This window comes from Variovorax humicola (assembly GCF_037889915.1).
Taxonomy (GTDB): domain Bacteria; phylum Pseudomonadota; class Gammaproteobacteria; order Burkholderiales; family Burkholderiaceae_C; genus Variovorax; species Variovorax humicola.
Genome location: NZ_JBBKZV010000025.1, coordinates 30,241 through 54,523, shown reverse-complemented (window position 1 = coordinate 54,523; position 24,283 = coordinate 30,241). Strand labels below are relative to the sequence as shown.

Genomic DNA, 24,283 nt, shown 5'->3' with positions numbered 1-24,283 from the left:
CGCGTGCCATCAGGCAAACTGGCCCGGCCCGGAACCCGCAACCCCCAAGAGACAACACGCATGGCGCCAACACGTAGTGCAGGCAGTGCACGCAGCGCAGGCGCGGCCGAGGCATCGGCCGCGGTGCTCGTCGAATCCCGGCTGGCACCGCCGCAGCTCTCGCTGCGACTACTCGCGCGCTCGCAGCTGTCGACCTTGCTGCATGCGGGCCTCACCCGGCGGCTGCTGGGCGTCACGGCGCCGGCCGGCTACGGCAAGACGACGGCGCTGGCACAGTTCGTCGCCCAGCTCGACGTCCACGGCATCACCACCGCGTGGCTCAGCCTCGATGCCGAAGACAACGACCCGCTGCGCTTCCTGCGCCACCTGGCCGCCGCGTTGCACCATGCCGACGCGCGCCTCGGCCGCCACGCGCTTGCACAGGTCGACAGCGGCAGCATGGCCTCGCCCGACGCCGTGGTCGCCTCGCTTCTGCACGACGTGGCGGGCCACGAGCGCCGGCTGATGCTGGTGCTCGACGACTTCCACCTCGTGCAGCAGGAGGCGGTGCATCGCAAGCTCGAATGGCTGGTCGCGCACCTGCCCCAGAACGTCTGCATCGTGATCGCCAGCCGCACGCGTCTGCCCCTGCAGGTGAGCCAGCTCCGGCTGCGCGGCGAGCTGCTCGAACTCGATGCCACGCACTTCGGACTCGACCTCGACGAGACGGCGGATTTCGTCGGCCGGGTGAGCGGCGCGCCGCTCGACCGCGCGCAGGTCGAGACGCTTCACGACCTCACCGAAGGCTGGATTGCGGGGCTGCAGCTGGCCTCGCTCGCGCTGCGCGAGAGCGGCGACCGCGGCGCGTTCCTGGCGGACTTCTCGGGCACCGACCGCGACATCACCGACTACCTCGGCGAGCAGGTGCTCGACAGCCTGCGGCCCGACTTGCGCGAGTTCCTGCTCGACACCGCCGGCCTCGAACGCTTCTGCGCCGAGCTCTGCGACGAAGTGCTCGGACGCAATGACAGCCGCGCGATGCTGGTGGAGGTTCAGAGCCGCAACCTGTTCCTCTCGGGCCTGGACCGTTCGCGGACATGGTTTCGCTATCACCACCTCTTCGCCGACTACCTGCGCGGCCGCGGCCGCGAGCGGCCCGGCGATGCGGCGCGAGCCATCAGCCTGCGCGCCAGCGACTGGTTCCAGCGCCACCGGCTGCCGCACGAGGCCGTGCGATATGCCTTCGAAGGGCAGGACCTGGAGCGCGCGGCCGACCTGGTCGCCGACTTCTCGGCCGAGCTGGTGCAGCACCGCGGCGAGCATGCGACGCTGCTGGCCTGGCTCACGCGGCTGCCGCAGGCGCTGGTACATACGCGCCCGAAGATCCGCACCGGCCATGCCTGGTCGCTGGTGCTGACGCGGCGATACGCCGAGGCCGAGCACGAGCTGCGCGCCCTCGAAAGCGCCTGCACCGAAGCGGGGAGCATGGACGACGAAGGCGACCTGCGCTGCGTGGTGGAGATGATCCGCTGCGTCTACTGGGCGCACGCCGGCGAGCCGATGCTGGCCAAGTCGCGCAGCGAGGCCTGGCTCAAGTCATGGCCCGCGGCGAACGCCTTCCGCACCGGTGTCGTTGCGAACGTGCTGGCCAGCGGCTGCTGCGCTTCCGATGCCTTCGAGCAGGGCCAGCAGGCGCTGGCGATCGCGCGCCGCGCGTTCGAGGAATGCGGCGCCGACTACGGCCTGGCCTGGGCCGCCGCACTGGCCATGATGCTGGCGATGCGCCGCGGCGACCATGCCGAAGCCATGGCACAGGCCCGCCACGGCATCGCGACGGTGGAGCGCAGCCTGGGCGTGGCGTCGTACGCGGGGTCCATGCTCACGCTGCTGGCGGCGGAGGTCTGCTACGAGCAAGGCGACCGGGTGCAGGCGCAACGCCATGTCGACCTGGGCCTGCCCTTCATCGACGAGCACGGCCTGGTGGAAATGACCACGGCCGGCTACCTCACGCGCGCACGCCTGCTGCGCCTGCATGGCGACATCGCGGCAGCCGATGCCTGCCTGCTCGAAGGCGAATCGCTGGGCCACCGGCTCAGGCTGCCGCGCCTGTCGCGCATCCTCGCCGCGGAACGCTGCACGCTGCGGCTGCAGGCGGGCGCCGTCGACGAGGCGCACAAGCTTGCCCAGTCCTACGGCCTGATCGGGCCAGCCGCCACCGCGGTGGCCGACGAGGACGACAGCGTCTGCCTCCTGGTCTTGCGCCTTCGGCTGGCGACGCCTCAAGGCACGGGTGCATCGGGCGCGCTCAACGACGCGATCCGGCGGGCCCAGCGCGACGGCCACCAGGCCCAGCTCGCGCGCCTGCTGGCACTGAAGGCGCTGCAGCAGCATCGAGCGCTCGACCGCGCACAGGCGCTGCGCACGCTCGACGAGGCGCTCGCCATCGGCGTACGCTGCGGCCTGCTGCGAAGCTGGCTCGACGGCGACGCGCTGCTCATCGAGCTCGTGGAGGCCATCCACGCCAGCCGCGGGGACCTGCGCACGGCCGGCCGCGACGACCTGGTGCCGAAGTCCTACCTGCAGCAGGTGCTCCAGGCCGCCGGCCGCACCACGCCATCCGCGCCATCACTGCCGCGCCTGCCCACGACACGCAGCGAGGCCGAAGAACTGACCGAGCGCGAACTCAAGATCCTGCGCCTGCTGAAGGCCGGCCTCGGCAACCGCGAACTCGCGCAGAGCCTGTTCCTCTCCGAAGCCACGGTGAAATGGCACCTGCACAACATCTTCGCCAAGCTCGGCGTCAAGAACCGCACCAGTGCGTTGGCGCGGGCGCAGGAGATTTCGCTGCTTTGAGCAGGCCGCGCGTCAGCCCAGCATCGACTTCAACTTGAGGGCCGTGAAAGGCACGCTGCGCATGCGCACGCCCGTTGCATCGAACACCGCATTCGCCAACGCTGCGGGCACGGGGCTCGAAGCGGCCTCCCCCGCACCGAGCGGTGGATCGTCGCGGCGGTCGATCAGCGCGATGTCGAGCCGGGGCACCGAAGGGAAGCGAAGCAATGGATAGCTCACCCAATCCACGCTGAGGACGCGCGAGCGGTCGAATGTCGTTTCCTCGTACAGCGTGCGCGACAGCGTCTGCAGGATGTTGCCCTCGACCTGGGCACGCACGGCATCCGGGTTGATCATCAAGCCGCAGTCATGCGCGCAGCAAACGCGCTTCACGGCAATTTCGCCACTGGCACGGTCCACCTCGACCTCCATCGCCATCGCGACGTGGGTCTCGCTGTTCTTGTAGTGGATGAACGCCATGCCACGTCCCACCGAGGTGGTGCCGCGCATGGACGCATTGGCGGGCGAAGGACGCGGCTTCCAGTCCATCATCTCGCCGACGCGGCGGATCACCTCCGCGCTGCGCGGGTTCGACACGCGCTGCAGCCTGAACGCCAGCGGATCGACCTCGGCCTTCGCCGCCAATTCATCGACAAAGCTCTCGACCGCAAAGCAGTTCGCCACCTTGCCCGGCGCGCGGATGTTGGAAGGCCGCAGCGGCGACGGGCCGAGCCAATGCGCCTTGACGACGACGGCCTTGGGACCATAGGGCGGGTCGCCGTTCTGCGACACCAGTCCGGTCGACTGGCCCACCGGCTGCTTCAAGCCGGCGGCAAGCGGCGAGAGCAGCGGGATCCATTCGAGATTCGCGGTTGCGCGCGGCACCCACATGTCGGTCTGCCATGCGTCGATGCCGCCGTCGGGCGCGAGCGTCGCGGCCATGTCCAGCAGTTGCGGCGGGCCCTTGGGATCCCAGCCGAGTTCGTCCTCGCGGCTCCACTGCACGCGTACCGGCTTGCCCACGGCCCGCGACAACAGCACCGCATCGGCGGCGGCATCGTCGCTGCCGTTCATGCCGTAGCAGCCCGGGCCGTCGACGTAGATCACGCGCAGCTTGTCGCGTGGCACGTCGACCAGCCCGGCGAAGATGTTGAGGAAGCGGTGGCTGGCCTGCGACGCGGTCCAGACCGTGCCGGCGTCGGCGCGTACGTCGGCAACCGCGCAGGACGGACCGATGGAGCCGTGCGACTGGATCGGCCACCCATACGTCGCACGCAACGCATCGGGCGCATCGCGCAGCGCATCGACCCGCGCGGCATCGCCCTTCGCCGTGATGATTTCCTCTGCCACGAACGGACCGCGGCGTGCCCAGTCGACCAGCGCGGTGTGGCCGATCAGTTCCGCGCTGTCGCTCCACTGCACCTTGAGCTCGCGCGCCGCGCGCACCGCGGCCCACTCGTCGGCACTGACGACGCCGACGAAGTCCACGATGCGGACCACGCGAACGCCAGGCAGCTTCGAGATGGACGACTCGTCGACGGAGCGCACTTTCGCACCGACCGAGGGCGGGCGCAGCACGCGGCCGTGCAGCATGCCGGGCACGACCAGGTCGTGCACGTAGACGTGGCGCCCCGTCACCTTGGCCGGAATGTCGGGACGCGGCAGCGACTGGCCGACCAGCTTGTAGTCCGCCGGCTTCTTCAGCGGCGCCTTCGGGTTCATCTTGACATCGAAGGTTCGGCCGCCGACCAGCGATCCGATGCCGACGCTGCGGCCATCGGCCGCCCTCACCTCGCCGCTGGCCAGCGTCAGTTGCTCGGCCGGCGATTGCAGGCGCTGGGCGCCCATGGCCAGCAGCGCCTCGCGTGCGGTGGCCGCAGCCTGGCGCAGTTCGACACCGCCGCGCATGATGCCGGTGCTGCCGGCGGTCGGCCCCTGGTTGGGGGTGAGCGCGGTGTCGCCTTCGATCAGTTCGATGCGCTCGACGCCAATGCCGAGCTCTTCGCCAACCATCTGCCGGATCGCGATGCGGTGGCCGGTGCCGAGGTCGACCTTGCCGGAGTAGACGACCACCGTGCCGTCCGCGCCGACCGCCAGGAAGGAGTCGACGTTGTCGAGCGCCAGGCTGCGTCGTTCACCGGGAGCAACGGCTGCGGTCTGCGCCAGCGCCGCGCCGCCGGGCGCCAGGCAGAAGCCGACGAAAAGCGCGCCAGCCTTGATCGCGGCGCGGCGCGACAGCATGCCTGGCACTGCACGGCGCAATGAGATTTCGTCCACCTGGACAAGCCCTTCGAGGGCGGCAACGAGGGGCGCCATGGTCACGCCCTCCCCGCATCTGCCGCACGCTGCACCGCACGCAGCACGCGATCATGCGAGCCGCACCGGCACAGGTTGCCGGCGAGCGCCTGCTGCGCCTGCTCGCGCGTGGGCTTCGGCGTTCGCGCGAGCAGTGCGACCGAGGACATCACCATGCCGTTGGTGCAGTAGCCGCACTGCGCGGCCTGCTCGGCGATGAAGGCGGCTTGCACTGCGTGCGGCTTCCCGGGCGACCCCAGCCCTTCGGCCGTGACCACCCGCTTGCCGGCGGCCGCGCCGACGCTGGTCACGCACGACCGCGCCGGCGCGTCGTCCAACAGCACCATGCATGCGCCGCATTGCCCCAGCCCGCAGCCGAACTTGGCGGCATGCAGGCCGAGCTCGTTGCGCAACGCATAGAGCAACGGCATGTCGGGGTCCCACGCATCGATGGATCGCGCGGTGCCGTTGACCTGGAGGGTGATGGTCGGCATACAGACCTCTGCTTCTTCATGGGAAGCGCAGCGTGCCACGCTTCTGCGGCACCGGCAATGGCGCTATCGCGAGCAGGGTCGCTGGCACTACACCACTGCCGCCGCACGACCGGCACCGCGAAGTCGCAGCACCTGCAGTACCGCGCCGATCAGGAACAGCACGAACACGATGCCGACCACCGGTTGCAGGCCCGGATCCTCCGCGCTCGAAAACACCGGCGATCCGGCCGGCAGCCGCGTCAGCGATTCGGTGAAGCCCGGGATCATGTGGAAGAAGAAGGTCGTTGTGTAGCTGATCGTCTCGACGTACTTCGACACGCGGCCGAACAACTGCGTGCGCCCCGCCACCGCGGCCACCGCCAGCACGATCAGCGTGAGGATTCCCAGCGCATGCGGCTTGCCGAAGCCGCCATGCTGGAAGCTGCCGAAGCCCGTCAGGCAGGTCAGCACCGTGGTCCAGATGTAGACCTGGCCCAGCCGGGTGCCGGGCACGATCTCCTTGTACCGAAAGAAGGCAATCACGCCAGCCACGACCGCAACCAGGCTGATGGCGGTGTGGACGATGCCGAGGGATGTGAGTCCGAGCATGGGGGTCTCCAGTCGTGGGGAAATCGCGCGTCCGGCGAGCCTGCCGGAGCGAGCCGCAGCATGCAACTTTCGCGCCGTCGGCAAATTCCCCCGACGCGCACAGGGTCGCCGCAGCAGAATGCGGGCATCCATACAGCGAGACGACACGGAAATGAAGAATGGAATCTACGAGGCGCACTTCACGACCGACCGGGGCATGCTGGGCAGCGGCGCGGTTCTGATCAAGGACGGCCACGCGTACGGGGCCGACGACCTGCAGTTCTATCGCGGCGAGATCACCCAGTCCGGCGAAGACCTGGAGGTGATCATGGAAGTCACGCGCCACAACTTCGCGGCCACCTCCGCCTTCGGCAACAAGTCGGTGTTCACGCTGCACTGGCGCGGCAAGTCGCTGGCCCAGACCGCCTTCAAGATGGACTGCCGGCCCGAAGGCGTTGACGTGGTCGTCTACGTGTCGGGGCGGATGCTCAGGGAGCACGAGTAAGCGTCTCCGTACACTGGCGCCATGCCCTGGCACGCTCGTCTCCAACTCGACTATCGACACGAATCCGGCCGCAGCGTCGCCCGCTTCCGGCACGAAGGCCCGCTGCGCATCCTGCAGAGCCTCTATCCCGAGGGCGGCGCGATCTGCCACAACGTGCTGGTGCACCCGCCGGGTGGCCTGGTTGGCGGCGACACGCTGAGCATCGACATCCATGGCGCGGCCGGCAGCCACGGCCTGTTGACGACGCCGGGCGCCACGCGCTTCTATCGATCCGAAGGCGAGGTGGCGCTGCAGGACACGCGCATCCGGCTCGACGCCGATGCGCGACTCGAATGGCTGCCGCTCGAAGCGCTCTGCTACAGCGGCTGCAAGGCCGAGAACCGCCTGCGCATCGAGGCCGCGCCGGGGGCGCAGCTGATCGGCTGGGACGTCACGGCGCTGGGCCTGCCGAACGCCAACCTGCCCTTCGAACGCGGCTCGCTGACGCAACACATCGAGATGCCGGGCGTGTGGCTGGAACGCGGCCGCATCGATGCGAGCGACCGGCGCCTTCTGGCCAGCCCGATCGGCCTGGCCGGGCATCGCTGCATCGCGTCGCTGTTCGTCGTCTCGGGCACGCCGCTCGGCAAGGCGCGGCGCGAAACCTTGCTCGACATCGCGCGCCAGATTGCGGATGCCGACTCGCTGCGCGACAGCGCCGGCGCGACGAGCCCGCATGCGGAAATCGTCGTGTTGCGCGTGCTGGCGCCGGTGGTCGAGCCGGCGATGAAATTGCTGCGCCACACATGGCAGGCCTGGCGCGCTGAACTGTGGAAGCTGCCGGCTTCGAGCCCGCGAATCTGGGCGATGTAGCTTCGATTGCCCGTCGCTTGCTCAGCGGCAGACGACGGTGGTGCCCATCGGCGTGCAAGTCTTGCCGTCGAGGCTCTTGTAGCGATTCAACTGACCCGTGCGGTCGTAGTGATTGCCTTGCGTGTCGCTGCAGCCGGCCGCATCGCAGTTGCGCAGGCGCGGGCCCATGTTGCGCGGCGGAACGGGCCGGTACACGCCGCCGTACGGATAGCCGTAGTCCGTCACCACCGGATCGCCGCTGCCAATACCGGAATCGCCAATGACGGGGGCCGGGTACACCTGCGGCACTGGCACGGCGGCTTGCGGCAGCGGGCGGGGGGGTGGCGGGATCGCAGGGCCGGGGTCGGTGCGTGGCGCCGAATCGGATTCGCCACGCGTCACCACCATCGGTTCCGGCAGCGCCAGGTGCGTGACCTTGGCGCTTGCGGGGCACTTGCCATCCGTGTAGCTCACATGTCCGGCAGCATCGGTGCAGCGATTTACCTCGGCACTGCACAGCGGGCCGAGCAGAGTGAGGGCAGCGAGGACCAGAAACCGGCGCATCGTGCAGCGATTGTGCGCCCGGATTGCGCACCGCGTTTGGCCCTGCCGCCAACGCAGGAGTTCGGTCGGGCATCTCACAAGGGATGATTCAGCGGATGCGGCGGCACCACTCGATGCCGCGCGGCCGATGGCCAGTGCAGCATCGCGCCGCGCGATTCAGGAATCCGCTGGACCCAGGAACCTGGGGCTAGAACGGTGCTGACGTGTCCGCCGTTTCCTGCGCAGTCTCACCCGGACGCGCCATCAGTTGATCCAGCAGGTTCGCGACCTGCTTGCGCAACGCGGTGTTCTCGCTGGTCAATGCGGCCACGCGCCGACGCAACGATTCGATGGTTTCTTCGGAGGCGTTGGCCCCCTCCTCCGACGAAGCCGCGGGCGAGGCTGCCGATTCGTCGCGCGGCTTGCGCCTGGCTTCTCGCACGCGCTTGGCGGCCTGCTTGAGCTCGTCCTTTCCGGCGGTTGCCGCGGCGACCTGCTCCTCGGCCGGCAGGCTCGCAACGGCCGCCGCGGCATTGATCGAAATGGTGCCGGACTTGACGGCGGCCACCACTTCAGGCGTCGCCTGCTTGTGGATCTTCTCGATCATCACGACCTGGCTGTTGCTGAGGCGCGCAGCCCTGGCCAGGGCCTCACGGGAGTCGAGGGGCTCGGGCGGCGGCGTATTGCCGGTGCTTGCATCCGCAGGCCCGTCGGCCGGCGCCTGTGGCGCGTGCCCGCCCGAGGCCGCGTTGCCGGCCCGCCGCGCGGCGACGATCTCGCGCTTGCGCAGCGCCAGCACGCCGCGCTGGAAATCGGAAATGCTGCGCCGGCCCAGGTGCTGGTCGATCATCCACAGGTGCACGTCCTCCATCGACTGGAAGCGCGTGTTCTGCACCGTCTGGAACGGCAGGTCGTGCTTGCGGCAAATGCCATACCGGTTGTGGCCATCCACCAATACGTCGCCCCACAGCACCAGCGCATCGCGGCAGCCTTCGGCGAGGATGCTGCGCTCCAGCGATTCGTATTCCTCCGGGGTCAACGGGTCGATATAGGCCTTGAGTTCTTCGTTGACGACGATGTCCATGGGTGCGCGTTCCGGGCAGTAGCAAAGGGGGCGCATTGTAGAGAGCGCCGGCGGCACGATCGAAAAGGCCACTTTCGACTTGAATTCCCAAGCGGCCCGAGGAGCCCTGGCGCCGTGTGCGAAGCGATCAGGTCGCCGGCAGCGGCGAGGCGCGCCGCATGAACTCCGTCGCAAACAGGGCCAGCGCCACCACCACGAAGCCGCCGCCGAGCAGGCTCACGCCCATCCATCCATGGAAGGCATAGACCGCCGCCGCCAGCGCCGAGGCGACGGCGGCGCACAGGAAGATGAAGGTCATGAACAGGCCATTGAGCCGGCCGCGCAATTCGGGCGCGAGCACATACAGGCTGCGCAGGCTAAGCACCTGGCAAAGCTGCACGGCGCCATCGAGCAGCACACCCGCCAGCACCAGTCCCGCGATCGAATGGAAGCGCACCGACAACGCGCCGATCACGAACGACAGCAACCCCGCCGCCATCGCCCACCCGGTGGCGGGACGCGTGAGACCGCGATCGGCCAGGCGGCCGGCCCACGGCGCGGCCAACGCACCTGCTGCACCGGCCAGCGCAAAGGCCGCGATGCCGCCCTGGCCCAATCCGAACTCATGCGCCAGCAGCAGCGGCACGGTGGTCCAGAAAGCCTGGAACGACGAGAACATCATCCCCTGGTACAGCCCGCGCCGGCGCAACACGGGCACGCGCCAGACCATGCCCGGCAGCGACGCCATCGTGCGCGCATAGCCGACGGAAGCGTGCGGATGACGCTGCGGCAATGCGCGCCACAGCACGACGATCAGGAGCGCCATCAACACCGCTGAAATCGCAAACACGGCCCGCCAGCCGAGCGCAGCGGCGACGATGCTCGAGAACGGGCGCGCCAGCATGATGCCCGCCAGCAGCCCGGCCATGATGTTGCCCACCACCTTGCCGCGCGTGGCCTCGGGCGCGAGGTGCGACGCAAACGGCACCAGCACCTGCGCCGCCACCGCGCCCGCACCCACCAGGAACGATGCGGCCAGGAAGGTCGCGGCCGAATCCGACAGTGTGATGCCCGCCAGCCCCACCACTGCGCCGACGAGCGCGCAGGCAATCAGCCGCCGGTTCTCGACCACGTCCGCCAGCGGCACCAGCAACAACAGCCCGAGACCATAGCCTAGCTGCGTCAGGGTCATGATCAGGCCCGCGAGCCCGGCGTGCAGATCGAGCGTCTCGGCAATCGGGCCGAGCAGCGGCTGCGCATAGTAGATGTTGGCCACGCTCAGCCCGCAGGCCGCGCCGAACAGCAAGGTCATTGCCGGCGAAAGGCCGTGCACGGGCACCGAGGAAGAAGTCGGGGAATGGGCCAAGGGAGTCTCGCAAAGGGCCGGGGCTTCCCCAGGGCGCGGTGAAATTAACATGCACGGAATGACGGCGCAGGGCAATCCGACGTGACCCGTGGTGTTCGCCTTGCCTATTCAACGGCACCCTCACCATACAAGCCGGTTCCGCGGGTGCCCACGAACAGACTTCGATGGTTGCGATAGTCAATTCGGGTCTCTGCATCTCCTTGCTTGACCGTAGGGCGAACGCAAATGCAATTACAACCCCTTGCCCGGATTGATCAGGTACTTGGTCCCCGTCGCGCGCTGGTTGTAGACCGCGATCGTCCCCGGGTCCAGCACCTCGGCCAACGAGATTTCATTCGAGTAGTGGCTCGCAAACGTGGTCTTCAGTTCCGACGCCACACGCTGCTTGAGCACTTCCGCCGCGGCCGGCCCGATCTTCACCAGGAACGGAAACAGCAACCACCCGCCCATGCCCCAGGCCATGCCGAAATTGCGCACGAACTCGGTCGGCTTCGTGTCGAGGCCGCCGTACAGATACACCTGCTTGTGGATGTTCGAACCGTAGCGGCTGTACTCCTTCGCATTGCGGTTGATCGCCGCTTCCATGCAGCCGAGGATCTGGCCACCGAGCTTGCCGCCGCCGGTCGCGTCGAAGGCGATGGTGGCGCCCGTCGCGGCCAGCGCGTCAGTCAGGTCTTGCAGGAATGTGGGCGTGCTCGAATCGCAAACGTATTTCGCGCCGATGCCCTTGAGCAGTTCCGCCTGCTCCGGCTTGCGCACGATGTTGACCAGCGCAATGCCGTCCTTCATGCAGATGCGGTTGAGCATCTGGCCCAGGTTCGATGCGGCGGCCGTGTGCACGAGCGCGGTGTGGCCTTCGCGCCGCATCGTCTCGATCATGCCGAGGGCAGTGAGCGGGTTGACGAATGACGACGCGCCATCGACCGCGGTGGCACCTTGCGGCAGCAGCAGCGTCTGCGCAACCGGTACGGCGCGGTACTGCGCATACATCGCGCCGCCGATGGCCGCAACCGTCTTGCCGAGCAATGCCTGCGCAGCCGGCGACGACCCGGCCTCGACGACCAGCCCCGCGCCTTCGTTGCCGACGGGCATCGAATCGTCGAGGCGCGCGGCCATGGCGCGCATGCCGCCTTCAGGAACGCTCGCAGTGACGACGGGCCGATCGGCAGTGCCCGACGCCTTGGCCGTGCCCATGTCGGCCGCACCGAACAGCAGGCCGAGGTCGGATGGATTCAAGGGCGAGGCCTCGATGCGGATCAACACCTCGTCGGGTCCGGGCGCGGGCACCGGCACGCTGGCCAACGACAGTTCGAGCTCGCCGCTCTTCCTGATCAGCGAGCGAAGTTGCAGGGCCATGCGGTCTTCTGGAATGTTCATGACAGTTCATCCTCGAATTAGTCAGCGCGGTGCGTCGCCCTTGCGGTACTCGGCTGTGAGTTCATCTAGCTTCGTCTTGAGGTCGGCGGCCAGCTTGTACTCGGCCGCGGCCAGCGTGGCGTCGAGCTGCTCCGGCTTGCTGGCGCCGAGCAGCGGCGCCGTGATCAGCGGGTTGGCCATCACCCACGCCACGGCGAGCGTGGCGAGCGGCACGCCGGCCTCCTCGGCCAGCTTTTGCAGTTGCGTCACGGTATTGAAGCTGCGCTCGTTCCAGTAGCGATCCTGGTACATGGAGCCGGCGGTGCCAAGCGTGAAGCGGGTGTTGTCCTCAGGCTTGGCGCCGGGCGCGTACTTGCCGGTGAGCAGGCCGCCTGCGAGCGGGTTGTAGGGGATCACGCCCAGGCCTTCTTCGCCGGCCAGCGGCAGCAGTTCGCGCTCGATTTCGCGGAACAGCAGGCTGTAGCGCGGCTGCACCGACACGAACTGCGCGAGCCGGTTCAACGCCGCCCGGCCAATGGCTCGCGCCAGCCGATACGACAGGAAGTTGGACACGCCGATATAGCGCGCCCGGCCCGACCGCACGATCACGTCCAGCGCTTCCAGGGTTTCGTCGAGAGGGGTTTCGCGATCGTCGTGATGCAGCTGGTACAGGTCGACATGGTCCACCTGCAGCCGCTTCAGCGACAGATCGATGGCGTCGAGCAAGTGCTTGCGCGAGTTGCCCTGGTCCCAGGGATTCGGCCCGACCTTGTTGGCCGCCTTCGTCGCGATGATGAACTCGCCACGGCGGCTGCCCCCCTTGCCGCGCAGCCAGCGCCCGATGATTTCCTCGGTGCGGCCGGTCGTCTCGACGGTGCCGCCGAGCGGGTACACGTCGGCCGTGTCGAGGAAGTTGATGCCGCCATCGGTGGCCTTGTCGAGGATGCGGAACGACGTCGCTTCGTCTGTCTGCAGGCCGAACGTCATGGTGCCGAGCGCAAGCCGCGACACGGTGAGGCCGGTACGGCCCAAGCGGGTGGAAGGGAGACTCATGGCATCGCTCGCAGAGTTGGGGCGGGCCATCATAGTCAGCGCGGCAATTCTTCGCTGGCGGCGCCTGAAATCACGCGCGACCCGACCATGCGGCAGGTGACACGGCCGCATTGTTCATGTGGAATGCGCCGAGGCCTGCCGCAACTTCGCCCGGACCCAGACTGATCGCGGCGCCAAGGAGGCGCAATCAAATGAGCATCTTCAACGAGCCCAAGATCGACTGCCACAACCATATCTTCGATCCCGTCCGATTTCCGTACCGGCCCGATACGCACTACCGCCCTTCCGGCCAGGAGTGCGGGTCGGCGCGGCTGTTCATGCAGGTGCTCGATGCGTACGGGGTCCGGCATGCACTGGTGGTCGGGCCCAATTCAGGCTACGACACCGACAACCGGTGCCTGCTCGATGCCATCGCGCAAAGCGGCGGTCGCTTCAAGGGCATTGCCGTGGTCGAGAACTACTGCAGCCTGGAGACCGTGTCGGCGCTGCAGACGCAGGGCATCGTCGGCGTGGCATTCAATCCGGCGTTCCTGGGCGTTGCGTATTACACGGGCACGGCGCTCCTGCTGAAGATGCTGTCGCAGCTTGGCATGCTGCTTCAGGTTCAGGTCGAGAAGGACCAGTTGCCCAACCTGATGCCGCTGCTGGACGGTTCCGACGTGCGATTGCTGATCGATCACTGCGGCCGGCCGGAACCGCGCGACGGATTGTCGAACCGCGCATTCCAGGCCTTGCTGGCGCTGGGCCGCAGCGGGCGCGCGTGGGTCAAGCTGTCAGGGCTGTCCAAGTTCTCGCATGAGGCGCATCCGCATGCGGACACGTGGCCGTTCATCGAGGCGCTGGTGCAGGCCTTCACGCTCGATCGCTGCGTGTGGGGTTCGGACTGGCCCTACCTGCGCGCGCCGGAACGCGTTGAATACGGCCCGCAACTCAAGCTGATCGAGCGGCTGTTTCCGAACGCCGTGGATCGCAACAAGCTGCTGTGGGAGACGCCGCGGCAACTGCTGGGCTGGGCCTCCGACACTTGAGAACGGCGAACGGCGAACGGAGAACGGAGAACGGTGAACGGTGAACGGCGAACGGCGAACGGCGAACGGCGCGCAGCTTCAGTTGCCGCCGCTGGCCAATCGAAGCCAAGCCGGGAACTGGCGGTCGAAGTCTTGCGGCATGACCGCACCGAGGCGTTCGCAGGCACTGTTCGGCAGTGCCACCCTGACCTCGCGGTGCCAGAGGACGAGACCCAGCAGGCGGCTTACCAGGATCCGCTCCTCTCGCGGGACCGGGTATTCCGATACGTGGCGAGGCAGCCGCTCCATGAGGACGCGGCGCCGGATCTCGATCGCGACCCAACCTTGCCGCTTCCTGCAAATGCATGCTGCCCGGTTCAGCCAGCGCTCCAGGAAGATCTCTCGCAGGGCGAGGCAAGCCAGAACCAGAATCGCAATCAACATGCAGAGCCCGTCCTAAGTCATTCGTGCAGAAAGAACGATTGCCAATCGGATGTTCGACAGGGTAGGCCTCGCAACTTTGCGCTGCAATACATCGCGGGCTCGGGAGCGTCCAACTTTTGCACGAAAACGACGAGCGGCTGCACGGCGTGTCCAGGATCCGCCGCGGGAGTGGGTCTCAGGCAGCCACATTCGATTGCCAGTCTGTCGACCCGCTTTGCGGCAAGCCGAGCGATCGTCCACGCGACCGCGAGGTGAGTTGTCCGGCCTCGGGATCGCCCTCCGCACGGCTTCCGCCGCCGGACGATTGCGCATGCGTCGCGCTGGCGAGCAGCCATGCAACAGCCGTGGTGGTGAGTATCTTGATGATGGGAAAGGCGTTCATTCGAAGCTCGCAGTTCGGAGCGCTGCAATTGGCACCCGGGTGAGACTCGGCACGAGGCTAGCGACTGAACATGGCTGGGCTGTGACGGTGCGAAAGACCCACTGAATCTCCGGGGTAACCGGGCGACCACCCGGGAAATTCATGCGCTCGTCAGGTTTGCGTATCAAGATCGGGTCTGGCAGCTTGCTGGCGCTGGTAGAGGAGACTCAGGCGGCAGTTACCGGCTGGTCCTCGATGCCGCAGGCTGTCACTTCAGATGGTTGGATCTGCGTCGGTCGCGTCGGTCGCGTCGGTCGCGTCGGTCGCGTCGGTCGCATCGCCCGCATCGCCCGCATCGCCCGCATCGCGCGGCCTACCGCAAAGGCTGCGGCTTCAGGTTCCAGATCTCGTTCGCGTATTGCGTGATGGTCCGGTCGCTTCGGAAGTGCAAATGCGTGTGCGTCCCCGAATCTGGCCTGGTGAAAATAAGGTATAAATGATTTATACCAATATATGAGGCCTTGATGACGGAACTTGCCATTGCATCCAATAACGAAGTTGCCGAGTCCCCCTTGGGCGTTGTCCCGGTGCTGGATGAATCCTTGCGACCCGCCGCGCAAGTGACGGGCACCACGGCTCCAGCCACGTCCTCACCCGAAGGCGAAGTGGTGCGGCCGACTCGTGGGGCATCTGCGAAGAAGAGAGCTTCTGCGAAGAAGAAGGCGTCCGTGAAGAAGGCGTCTGTGACGAAGGCGTCTGTGAAACATTCGTCGACGAAGAAGTCCGCGAAGGCGCCACCCGCACGGAAGGACAGGGCCAGGACGACCCAGAAGGTCGAGAAAGTCGCGCTGAACAAGAAGGCCACTCCGGAGAAGGCTTCCCCCAAGAAGTCCTCTGCCAGGAAGGCCTCCGCCAAGAAGACCGAACCCAAAAAGGCCCAGTCGGCGAAACCCGTCTCCGCCTGGAAGGAAGTGCCGGAGGCCCGCGCAAAGCTCGTCCGAGACAGCTTCACGATGCCGCAGGCCGACTTTGCCTTGATCCATTTGCTCAAGGAGCGCGCGCTGGACTTGCGCAGGCCCACGAAGAAGGGGGAACTGTTGCGCGCAGGTCTGCACTCACTCCAGAAACTCAGCGACGCTCAATTTCGCATCGTCCTCGACCTGCTTCCGAAGTTGAAAGCGGGCCGCCCCAGGAAGAAGGCGAAGGACGACTGAGAGGGGAGCGCGGCGCCGCAGTACTAACCGGGCGGTGCAGCGGAGCTCCGCGCGCGCGCCGCGCCGGCTTGCGGAGCCGGGCGCAGTTGCCTCCGTTCGCGCTCCAGCGCCTCGATGGCTGCGACCTCCAGGCGCATCTGCTGCACCGCAGTATCGTCATCACCGTAACGATCGCTCAATTCCTCGACGAGCGACTTTATCTTCATCAGATGGCGGGACATGGGCACTTGAGCACTCCTTGGCAAGGGCAACCTAGATCATGTGTCCGAGTTCCCTGACGTCCGACCGAATGGCCGCGCGATCCGTGCCACGCATCGTCAGGGCGATCAGCAATTCCAGGCGACGCCGCAGTGAGTGCAGGACCTGGATCGCCGCGCGCGCCGCGGTTTCCGGATCGCTTTCCGCTGCAACATCGGGAAAAGGCCACGTCGCGAAATCAGGCTGTCCGGGCCATGGCGGAAGCAGCGTTTCGATGCTTTCATCCAGAAGGATGACGAAATTGATTCGCGAGGGCGGACCTCGCAGGATCGTCGCCCAACTGCACGGCTCCTTGGCAGGAACCGGAATGTGGGCGGTGCCCAGCGCATCGATGGCCGCAGGATGCACCGCGGGGGCAACATGGCCCGGCGCTCCACAGGAAATCGCAACGAAGCGCGCGCCGTCCAGATGCGCCAGGCACGCCGCCGCCAAGATGCTTCGCAACGAATTCCGCCGGGAGACAAAGACGACTCGAAATCGCTCTTGCATGTCGATCAACTTCTTCGCACTTCAGTTTCCAATCACGCCATCTCGTCACCGCGACGCATGAAACCGGCGCCGTCAAATACCAGGGACACCGCGAAACCGGCTTCGCCGGCCGCTGGTATCGCCCCTTGAATGCGAAGCGCCGCAGGCGCTCCGGGGGTGTTTCATCCAAGTTGGATTCTGCGCTGAGGCGGTGACGGGCGCCACTCTCCTCGCCACTTTCCTCGTTAGGGAGACCCCTCGCTTTCGGGTCTGGCAGAAGTCATGCCAGCATGGCAACGCCGGCCAGATCGGCGACGGATTCGCACGCATGCCGTGCCATTGGCCCGGGACCGCAAAGGGTCTATGCGCTTCTGTCGAACGCCATGACCCCCGCATAGTCCAACCATCGGCAAATCCGGATTTCAAGGCCCTTCGCACCGGTCGCAAGAGGGCCTTGGGGTATGCCTTCAAGTAGATGGCCGCCGCCACCCTGCAGGCTTACAACAACCCTCCGCGAATTGCGCCCGGCACTCCGCCCACGACGACGCGGTCCATCAGGAGGATCCGACATGACTACACAAATCCCTCTCGTGTCCGGGCTGGGCGGCGCCATCGGCAGCAGCTTTCGCAGCCCGCAGAACCAGCTTGTCTTCGTGGAGTTCGCAGGCAAGCTCTCGCGCCTGAACCTGCTGCCCTCCGCCACCATCGTGTCCAAGGGCACGACGGTGTTGAAGGGCACTTTCACCTTCGACCTCGACACCGGCGTGCAAGGCGGGACCGGCGCGGGCTACGACATCTGGTGGGAGCAAATGACCGCCACGGCGCGGCAGATGGCGGCGCGCAACAGCGCACGCATCGTCAACCTGGGCGTGGTCAGCTTCACCGCCCTCGGCGCCAGCAACCTGCAGACGCTTACCTATGGCACCACGCCGATCCCGGGCAACGACGACGCGACCAACAAGCTGGTCAACGGCGACGTGTTCGCCGTACGGACCAGCCTCGGCAACTTCGCCAAGGTCAAGGTCGTCGCCTATGGCTACGACATGAAGATCCAGTGGGTGACCTACAAGCTGGATCCGGCCTATGCCGTGATCGGCACGGGATACACCCAGCCGGAGGACGTCAAGGTCGGCATCGACAACCTGCATGCCTATGTCACAGAGCGCACCGGCACCCTGGTGCGCCTCGCATTGAGCAGCGCCAACCGCTCGGCGGCGACAGTGGTCACGACCGGCATGAGCGCACCGCAACAGCTCTTCCTCGACGAAGCGCACAACGCGGCCTATGTCATCGAGTACGCATCGCCCGGCCACCTGTGGCGCGTCGACCTGTCGAACGGCGCGAAGACAGCGGTGGTATCGAACCTGGAGAACGGCGTCGGCGTGGTGCTGAGTTCCGACCTGCAGTTCGCCTATGTCAGCGAGCAGACGGCAGGCCCCGACGCGGGCCGCGTGAGCCGCATCCAGATCAGCAACGGCGCCGCGACCAAGCTGGCCACCGGACTCGTCGCCCCCTTCCATCTCACCTGGTCCGACGCCTCGCAGACCACGCTGCTGGTGGCCGAGCGCGATCCCGCCAATCGAATCACCAGCATCGGCCTCGGCGGCGGCACCGCGCTGGTGGCGGGCGGTGTTCCGGCGCGGCCTTCATCGGTGGCGATGATCTCCTCGGGCCAGATGCTGGTGTGCAGCGACCAGGTCATCGAGAAGGTCGATTTCACGCCGTTCCAGGCGACCGGCCCTCTGCTGATGGGCATCGGCTTCATCCCGTTCGACAAGGTGCTGGCGAGCGGCCTGGCGACCACAGACCCGGCCTATTTCTACCCTGTGACCAACGTGCCTTTCGGCGGCACGCTGCCCCTGATGATCAACTTCCAGCGCGCGGCCAACGACGGTGCCAAGTTCTACCGCGTCAAGATCGACGGCGTGCTGCGCAACGACGCCTGGACCGACTACAAGTGGAACGGCCTGACCTACGTGCTGCAGACCATCGGGCCGGTCAACGTGGGCGGCAACCCGACCTTCTACCCCGTCCACCCGATTGCCGAGTTGTTCCTCTGGATGAATCCATCGCTGGGCATGCTGACCAATTCGACCAACCTGTCGAATGGCCTGCACACGATCACCGTGGAGTTCACCACCAGCGCGGGCGCGGTGATCGAAACCAGCACGCCGCTGACGATCATGGTCAATAACCAGTCCTGTTCCGCTGCACTTTCCGCACCCACCATCAACAGCGTCGGCGCCGACACGGTCTGCGGGCTGCTGCACTACGGCGTGAAGACAAATCCGAACCCCGTGACGATGGCGCTGTCGGCCACGCATCCCGCCAACTACGCGACATACTCGTTCTCGCTGATCAAGGGTGTCAACCAGCTGCTGAGCGTCGGCGGCCCCGTGCCCGCGCCCGCCGCGCCCGTGACGATCGCGGTCGCGACCGCGCTCGGCACCTGCGACGTGGCCGGCTTCGCCGAGTACCTGTACGTGGCAACGACGATCAACAACGGCTGGGGCCGGCAGAGCCAATACGACGCGTCTGCCGCATTCGCGTTCGTGCTTGCGGCTTGATTGAAAGCGATCGCGCCGTCCCGGTCATTGTTTGACGCGGCCGGCGCCGGTTGCTACCGTGGTGCGCGACGTCGCATGTCACCCAGAAGGGGTCAGCATGAACAGGAGAGGCATCTCCACGGCGCTGCTGGCAATGGCGGCGCTGCCGCACGTGGCCGAGGCACAGAAGCCGGGCAGGGTCTACCGGATCGGCTGGCTGGGCGCCGAAGCACCGGGGGGATCCGTTGTTCCTTTTCGTCCCGAATGGCGGCAGCTCATGGCCAAACGCGGCTGGGTTCTCGACAAGAACGTGGTCGTCATCTACAGGTACACGGATCGCATGGAGCAACTGCCAGAACTGGCGGACGAGCTTGTTCGCCTGAACGTGGATGTGATCGTGGCCTTTGCCGCGCCGCAGACGGAGGCGGCGAGGCAAGCCACGAAGACCATCCCGATCGTGTTCTTCGTCCATGGAGACCCGGTGGGACGGGGTCATATCGCGAGCCTGGCAAGACCTGGCGGAAACATCACCGGCTACTGCCAGATGCTGCCTGAACTGTGTGTGAAGCGCATGCAATTGCTCAGGGAGTTGCTGCCAGGTGCCTCGCGCGTTGCAGTGCTCTGGAACGTCGCCAATCCCACGAAGATGGCCGATTGGAAGGCCTCGCAGGACGCTGCCCGCGACCTCGCGCTCAAGCTCGACTCGTGCGAGTTCACGGGCCCGGATGACTTCCAGGCTGCGCTGGAAGTTGCTCGAAAGGCCAGGCCGGATGCGTTGATGCCGCTCGAAGACTCGCTCACCTATCGCTTTCGAAACTCCATCATCGAATTCGCGGCACGCGAGCGGTTGCCGGCGGTTTACGGGGGGCCGCTCGCGGAGTTCGGTGGACTGCTGTGCTACCACCTGGACGTCGACGAGGTCTATCGGCTGAATGCCTACTACCTCGACAAGATTCTCAAGGGAGCGAAGCCAGCCGATCTGCCGGTTGCCCAACCGACGAGCTTCACGTTGTCAGTGAATCTGAAGACCGCGAGGGCGCTCGACCTGACGATACCCCGGAGCATCCTGACGCGCGCCGAAATCGTCGTCGACTGAAGTCCTGGCGGTCCGCGCGACGCGACCGAATTCGCAAGCCGCGTCGCCGAACACGCGGTCCAATCGAGGGCACATAATGCAAATTCCTTACTGTCCATGGCTCGGGAACACGCGATGTCCGTACCGATCGGTCGCTGGGTGAACACGTTGCGGCGGGAGCGGCCGGCGGTGGTGACTTCGCGTGCAACAGCGGCATCGCCGGAACGCTCGGAATGACCAAGTTCTGCGAATCGTGTCACACCGCCAACAAGGATTCCGCGAAGTACTGCAGCGGGTGCAAGGGCAGGTTTTCAGGTGTCCGCTTTTCTGCAAGCACCGTTGGCGCCGAATTCGCCGATTCGCGCGACGCGTCTTCGGCGATGTACCTGCCGCCGTGGAAGCCGGAGCCCAGCACCGGCATGTTCAAGCTCAAGAGCCTGCTGGTGCTGATCCTTGTGTTGTCGGCCGGAGCGTTCGCGTATTGGTATTCGACCCGCCCCGAAGGCGCCAGGCTGCCCTTCTTGAATTCGTCCTCCGTCCTGGGGAAAGGCGCCGCAACGCCATCTGACGACGAGCACCCCGTCGTGGTCTTCGAGCGCCGGCAAACACTGCGGCGGCGCGCGGAGGGCGCCGAGCCCCCGGACGCCTCGACGGCCGCACCCCCCGCCCCAGGGAATGACGCGGCGCCCGCAAAGGCGAAGGTATGCACCGAGACGCACGTGGCGCTGGGCCTCTGCGCGAAGAAATGAGCGGCGCGCGCCCGACGCGACCCAGCGCTCGCGGCATCCGAAATGTCCAGGGGTTCATCCGGCCGTGCGCTGCATCCCTTGCGCCACCTCCACCACCGCGTCCCTCAGCGACTTCACCATCCGGTGCGCCTCCAGTTCCTTCAGCGTGAAGAAGCTCACCGGCGGCAAATTCCAGTTCAGGCGATACGGCAATGCCGCCCAATGCCCTGCCCGCTCCATGTCGGCCACCACATCGCGGGCCAGGATGGAGATCGCGTTCGGCTGCGTTCGCAGCACCATCTCCATGCTGCGGATCGACGTCGTCTCCAGCATCGGCACCGGGGGCTGGACGCCGGCGCCTACGAAGATCGCGTTGTAGGTCCTGCGCATGGGCGTGTTCGGCGGCGGCAGGATCCAGTCGAGCTGCGCCAGGCGTGCCCAGTCCAGCGGGCCGCGTGACAGCCGCTTGACGCTCTTGGCAGCCACCACCAGGCAGGGTTCCTGCTGGTAGATCGCCTCCTGCACCAGGCCCGTTGCATCCCCGTCGTACGAGCGGCCGATGGCGCAATCGAGTTCTCGCGCGACGAGGCCAGCGACGAGTTCGTCCGTCGTGCCTTCGCGCGTCATCACCGCCATGCGCGGCGTGCGATCGAGCAGATGAACGAGCGCGGCGGACAGCAGTTGTTGCGGCACTTGCTGCGTCAGGCCCAGGCGCAGGCGTCCGCCGCGGCCCGCCTCCAATGACGTGAGCACGCGCGTGGTGGCCTCCAGCTCCGCGAGCCAGCGGCCCGCGTAGTGCAGCACCGCCTCGCCCGACGGCGTGGGCACCAGGCCCCGGCTGGTGCGCTCGAACAGCTTGCTTGCGAAGATGTCTTCCACCTCGCGCAACGCCTTGGTGATGGCCGGCTGGCTCAGTCGCATCTCCGCGGCCACGCGGCCGAGCGTGCGATGGCGGTCGATGGCCTGCAGCAGCGAGAGCTGCCGCAGCTTCAGGCGGGAAAGCAGCGCGTGAAGCAGGTCGGCGGCAGGGTCGCGGGTGGTCGGCATTGGCATAACTGTTTGGTTATCGGGCGATCAGAATTTAGTGCATTTTGGTGAATTCAGGCGCCTAGACTTTCTTCATGCCCACCGCCAATGCATCGACGCTCACGTCGCTCATCGCCAACCTCCTCGACACGCTCGCCGACACGCGAAGCGCCGAGGATGCATTGCTCGAAGTGGACCTCCGCCGACGCCAGATCGCCGGCGAGAGCGTCTTCAGCATCCAGCAGAACGTGACGACCGGGCGCGATCCTGCCGACGAGATACGGCTTCGCCGCCTCTATTCGTCCGTAGCGGACGACTACCCCGTGAACGGCGCCAAGCGCAAGACGCTCACACCGTGGACCGAGTGCCTGTTCCTGCAGGGCCGCGTATTCGTCGCCGAAGGATCGGGAGCACTGGCACGCCATTTCGACGACTTCGACCAGATGCGTCCCTACGGCCTGCAAAGCGTGATCAACGTGCCGCTGCTGCAGGGCAACCTCTGCTACGCCACGTTCAACGTCTTCGGCACCCGCCCCCGGTGGCGGCAGCACGAAGTCCTGGGCATCCGCCTGCTCGCCCTGGCCGCGGCGCGCTGGGTGCCGGCCGCGCCCGGCCTGGCGTACCGCTTCACGGGCGTGCCCCTCACCCATTCAATGGAGGCTTGACCATGCAAGACAGAGTCCCTGTCGTGATCGTTGGCGGCGGCCCGGTGGGCCTCTCGATGGCGATCCTGCTGCAGCGCTTCGGCATCGAGTTCGTGCTGCTCGAACGCAGCCCGACGACAACGGAGCACCCCAAGGCGCGCGGCACCTACACGCGCACCATGGAGATCTTCCGCCAATGGGGCATCGACAGCCTGATGAAGCGCCATGCGTTGCCCGACGGCTCCGACTTCTTCGCTTTCTGCGAGTCGATGACCGGCCACGAATGGGGCCGCACCAACCCCGAGCCGAACGTGGGCCACTCGCCGTGCTGGAAGATCATCCAGTCGCAGGACACGGTGGAAATCGAACTGCTGGACCATGCACGCAAAAGCCAGGTCGGTTGCTTCCTGTTCGGCCACGAGTTCCTGCATTACGAGGAAAGCGCCGATGGCATCGCGGTGACCGGCCGCAAGCTGGACACCGGCGAGACCTTCACCTGGCAGGCCCAGTACCTGATCGCCGCGGACGGCGCCGCCAGTGCGGTGCGCCGGCAGGCCGACATCGAGATGCGAGGACCGGCCGCGCTGGCGGTGATGGCCAACGAGTTCTGGCAAGCCGACCTCTCGCATGTGCGCGATGCCGCCATCTGCGCCGACTGGCGCGTCTACGCGAAGGATTCGCCGTACCCGATCACGACCGTGCTCAACACCAACGGCAAGGACCGCTGGCTGAGCCTGCTGCCGGTGGGACGCGAAGTCGACGAGCGCGTCGGCGAGCGCACCGACGACGAAGTGGTGAACCTCGCGCGCACCGTTGCCGGCGTGCCCAACCTGGACGTGAAGGTGATCAATCGCTCGGTGTGGCGCATGAGCCGCCAGGTGGCCGCGAGTTTTCGCAAGGGCCGCGTGCTGCTGGTGGGCGATTCGGCGCACCGGTTTCCGCCCAACGGCGGCTATGGCATGAACTCCGGCATCCAGGATGCGCACAACCTGGCGTGGAAGCTGGCCTTCGTGATCACCGGCCGCGCCAGCGCGCGCCTGCTCGACAGCTACGAGCGCGAGCGGCGCCCTGTCGCCGAGTCGAACGCCGACTTCAGCCTGCACAACGCGACGCGCTTCATCCAGTGCGACGAGGCACTGCGTTCCGGCAACCCGGACCGAATCGACTTCTGGATCCGCGACAGCGAGAACCACATCCACAGCATCGGGCAGTCGCTGGGTTTTTGCTACGAGGACGGCGCGGTCATCCCCGACGGCACCGGCAAGCACGTGATGCAGGCACGCTGGTATGAGCCCGGCGACAAGCCGGGCGTGCGCTTCCCGCATATCTGGCTGGACCTGGCGCGGCGCCACACGACGCTCGACTGGTTCGACAAGGAGTTCGTGCTGGTGGCCGGGCCGAAAGCGGACGGATGGATGGAAGCGGCGCGTGCCGTCTCCGGAAAGAATGGGCGCGTGGTGCAGGCCCATCAGCTGGAAGACACGCACGCGAAAGACGGACTGCTGCTCGGTTTGCGCGGCGCGGTGCTCGTGCGACCCGATGGCCACGTGGCTTTCCGCATGCCGTGGACGCCATCGGACCCCGCCGCCGAATTGTCGGCCGTGCTCGCCCGGCTGCTGGATTGATGC

The 24,283-nt window shown here is 66.8% G+C and carries 23 protein-coding genes; 10 read left to right on the top strand and 13 right to left on the bottom strand.

The window, feature by feature from the left end; translation table 11 throughout:
- Positions 1 to 60 precede the first annotated feature (60 nt).
- Positions 61 to 2,832, top strand: coding sequence for a winged helix-turn-helix domain-containing protein (locus WKW80_RS27575; RefSeq protein ID WP_340366779.1), 2,772 nt, complete (start codon positions 61 to 63; stop codon positions 2,830 to 2,832).
- A gap of 12 nt (positions 2,833 to 2,844) precedes the next feature.
- On the opposite strand, the gene WKW80_RS27570 is transcribed toward WKW80_RS27575, so the two are convergent.
- The 3 genes from WKW80_RS27570 to WKW80_RS27560 all read right to left on the bottom strand — a co-directional run bounded on the left by WKW80_RS27570 (position 2,845) and on the right by WKW80_RS27560 (position 6,188).
- The gene (locus WKW80_RS27570) at positions 2,845 to 5,127 is read right to left on the bottom strand and encodes a xanthine dehydrogenase family protein molybdopterin-binding subunit (protein ID WP_340366778.1); all 2,283 of its coding nucleotides are present in this window, start codon (positions 5,125 to 5,127) and stop codon (positions 2,845 to 2,847) included.
- A gap of 2 nt (positions 5,128 to 5,129) precedes the next feature.
- On the bottom strand, positions 5,130 to 5,600 hold the full coding sequence (locus WKW80_RS27565; protein WP_340366777.1) for a (2Fe-2S)-binding protein: 471 nt from the start codon (positions 5,598 to 5,600) through the stop codon (positions 5,130 to 5,132).
- A gap of 87 nt (positions 5,601 to 5,687) precedes the next feature.
- On the bottom strand, positions 5,688 to 6,188 hold the full coding sequence (locus WKW80_RS27560; RefSeq protein ID WP_340366776.1) for a DUF2306 domain-containing protein: 501 nt from the start codon (positions 6,186 to 6,188) through the stop codon (positions 5,688 to 5,690).
- A gap of 151 nt (positions 6,189 to 6,339) precedes the next feature.
- Here WKW80_RS27560 and WKW80_RS27555 point away from each other — a divergent pair, with 151 nt between their 5' ends.
- On the top strand, positions 6,340 to 6,672 hold the full coding sequence (locus WKW80_RS27555) for a GrlR family regulatory protein (protein ID WP_340366775.1): 333 nt from the start codon (positions 6,340 to 6,342) through the stop codon (positions 6,670 to 6,672).
- 21 nt (positions 6,673 to 6,693) lie between these two features.
- A complete protein-coding gene (locus tag WKW80_RS27550) occupies positions 6,694 to 7,524 on the top strand; it encodes an urease accessory protein UreD (RefSeq protein WP_340366774.1) in 831 nt (276 codons plus the stop codon).
- A 21-nt stretch (positions 7,525 to 7,545) separates the two neighbouring features.
- Here WKW80_RS27550 and WKW80_RS27545 read toward each other — a convergent pair whose 3' ends face one another.
- From WKW80_RS27545 to WKW80_RS27525, 5 genes are all read right to left on the bottom strand, one after another.
- Complete coding sequence (locus WKW80_RS27545; protein ID WP_340366773.1) at positions 7,546 to 8,067, bottom strand: DUF4124 domain-containing protein; 522 nt, start codon at positions 8,065 to 8,067, stop codon at positions 7,546 to 7,548.
- Between the two features lie 187 nt (positions 8,068 to 8,254).
- The gene (locus tag WKW80_RS27540) at positions 8,255 to 9,130 is read right to left on the bottom strand and encodes a ParB N-terminal domain-containing protein (RefSeq protein ID WP_340366772.1); all 876 of its coding nucleotides are present in this window, start codon (positions 9,128 to 9,130) and stop codon (positions 8,255 to 8,257) included.
- A 127-nt stretch (positions 9,131 to 9,257) separates the two neighbouring features.
- Positions 9,258 to 10,421 (bottom strand): MFS transporter, encoded by a 1,164-nt coding sequence (locus WKW80_RS27535; RefSeq protein ID WP_422822977.1) that lies wholly within the window; start codon positions 10,419 to 10,421, stop codon positions 9,258 to 9,260.
- 285 nt (positions 10,422 to 10,706) lie between these two features.
- Complete coding sequence (locus tag WKW80_RS27530; protein ID WP_340366820.1) at positions 10,707 to 11,831, bottom strand: zinc-binding dehydrogenase; 1,125 nt, start codon at positions 11,829 to 11,831, stop codon at positions 10,707 to 10,709.
- 42 nt (positions 11,832 to 11,873) lie between these two features.
- The gene (locus tag WKW80_RS27525) at positions 11,874 to 12,884 is read right to left on the bottom strand and encodes an aldo/keto reductase (RefSeq protein WP_340366770.1); all 1,011 of its coding nucleotides are present in this window, start codon (positions 12,882 to 12,884) and stop codon (positions 11,874 to 11,876) included.
- 191 nt (positions 12,885 to 13,075) lie between these two features.
- Between WKW80_RS27525 and WKW80_RS27520 the strand changes: the two genes are divergently transcribed.
- Complete coding sequence (locus tag WKW80_RS27520; protein WP_340366769.1) at positions 13,076 to 13,912, top strand: amidohydrolase family protein; 837 nt, start codon at positions 13,076 to 13,078, stop codon at positions 13,910 to 13,912.
- A gap of 78 nt (positions 13,913 to 13,990) precedes the next feature.
- Here WKW80_RS27520 and WKW80_RS27515 read toward each other — a convergent pair whose 3' ends face one another.
- On the bottom strand, positions 13,991 to 14,335 hold the full coding sequence (locus WKW80_RS27515) for a hypothetical protein (protein ID WP_340366768.1): 345 nt from the start codon (positions 14,333 to 14,335) through the stop codon (positions 13,991 to 13,993).
- A 175-nt stretch (positions 14,336 to 14,510) separates the two neighbouring features.
- A complete protein-coding gene (locus WKW80_RS27510) occupies positions 14,511 to 14,717 on the bottom strand; it encodes a hypothetical protein (RefSeq protein WP_340366767.1) in 207 nt (68 codons plus the stop codon).
- 503 nt (positions 14,718 to 15,220) lie between these two features.
- Here WKW80_RS27510 and WKW80_RS27505 point away from each other — a divergent pair.
- On the top strand, positions 15,221 to 15,910 hold the full coding sequence (locus WKW80_RS27505; protein WP_340366766.1) for a hypothetical protein: 690 nt from the start codon (positions 15,221 to 15,223) through the stop codon (positions 15,908 to 15,910).
- Positions 15,911 to 15,933: 23 nt separating this feature from the next.
- Here the strand turns inward: WKW80_RS27505 and WKW80_RS27500 are convergent, their stop codons facing one another.
- Both WKW80_RS27500 and WKW80_RS27495 read right to left on the bottom strand, forming a co-directional pair.
- A complete protein-coding gene (locus tag WKW80_RS27500; RefSeq protein ID WP_340366765.1) occupies positions 15,934 to 16,131 on the bottom strand; it encodes a hypothetical protein in 198 nt (65 codons plus the stop codon).
- Between the two features lie 31 nt (positions 16,132 to 16,162).
- Entirely contained in the window at positions 16,163 to 16,657 is a 495-nt protein-coding gene (locus WKW80_RS27495) for a low molecular weight phosphatase family protein (RefSeq protein WP_340366819.1), read from the bottom strand.
- Between the two features lie 548 nt (positions 16,658 to 17,205).
- Between WKW80_RS27495 and WKW80_RS27490 the strand changes: the two genes are divergently transcribed.
- The 3 genes from WKW80_RS27490 (at position 17,206) to WKW80_RS27480 (ending at position 21,006) form a co-directional block, all read left to right on the top strand.
- Positions 17,206 to 19,203 (top strand): YncE family protein, encoded by a 1,998-nt coding sequence (locus tag WKW80_RS27490; protein WP_340366764.1) that lies wholly within the window; start codon positions 17,206 to 17,208, stop codon positions 19,201 to 19,203.
- A gap of 97 nt (positions 19,204 to 19,300) precedes the next feature.
- Positions 19,301 to 20,278: an ABC transporter substrate-binding protein gene (locus tag WKW80_RS27485; protein WP_340366763.1), complete on the top strand. Its 978-nt coding sequence runs from the start codon at positions 19,301 to 19,303 to the stop codon at positions 20,276 to 20,278.
- Between the two features lie 212 nt (positions 20,279 to 20,490).
- A complete protein-coding gene (locus WKW80_RS27480; protein ID WP_340366762.1) occupies positions 20,491 to 21,006 on the top strand; it encodes a hypothetical protein in 516 nt (171 codons plus the stop codon).
- Between the two features lie 54 nt (positions 21,007 to 21,060).
- Here WKW80_RS27480 and WKW80_RS27475 read toward each other — a convergent pair whose 3' ends face one another.
- A complete protein-coding gene (locus WKW80_RS27475; RefSeq protein ID WP_340366761.1) occupies positions 21,061 to 22,032 on the bottom strand; it encodes a LysR family transcriptional regulator in 972 nt (323 codons plus the stop codon).
- 74 nt (positions 22,033 to 22,106) lie between these two features.
- On the opposite strand from WKW80_RS27475, the gene WKW80_RS27470 reads away from it, so the two are divergent.
- Positions 22,107 to 22,676: a GAF domain-containing protein gene (locus WKW80_RS27470; RefSeq protein ID WP_340366760.1), complete on the top strand. Its 570-nt coding sequence runs from the start codon at positions 22,107 to 22,109 to the stop codon at positions 22,674 to 22,676.
- 2 nt (positions 22,677 to 22,678) lie between these two features.
- Complete coding sequence (locus WKW80_RS27465) at positions 22,679 to 24,280, top strand: FAD-dependent monooxygenase (protein WP_340366759.1); 1,602 nt, start codon at positions 22,679 to 22,681, stop codon at positions 24,278 to 24,280.
- Positions 24,281 to 24,283 lie beyond the last annotated feature (3 nt).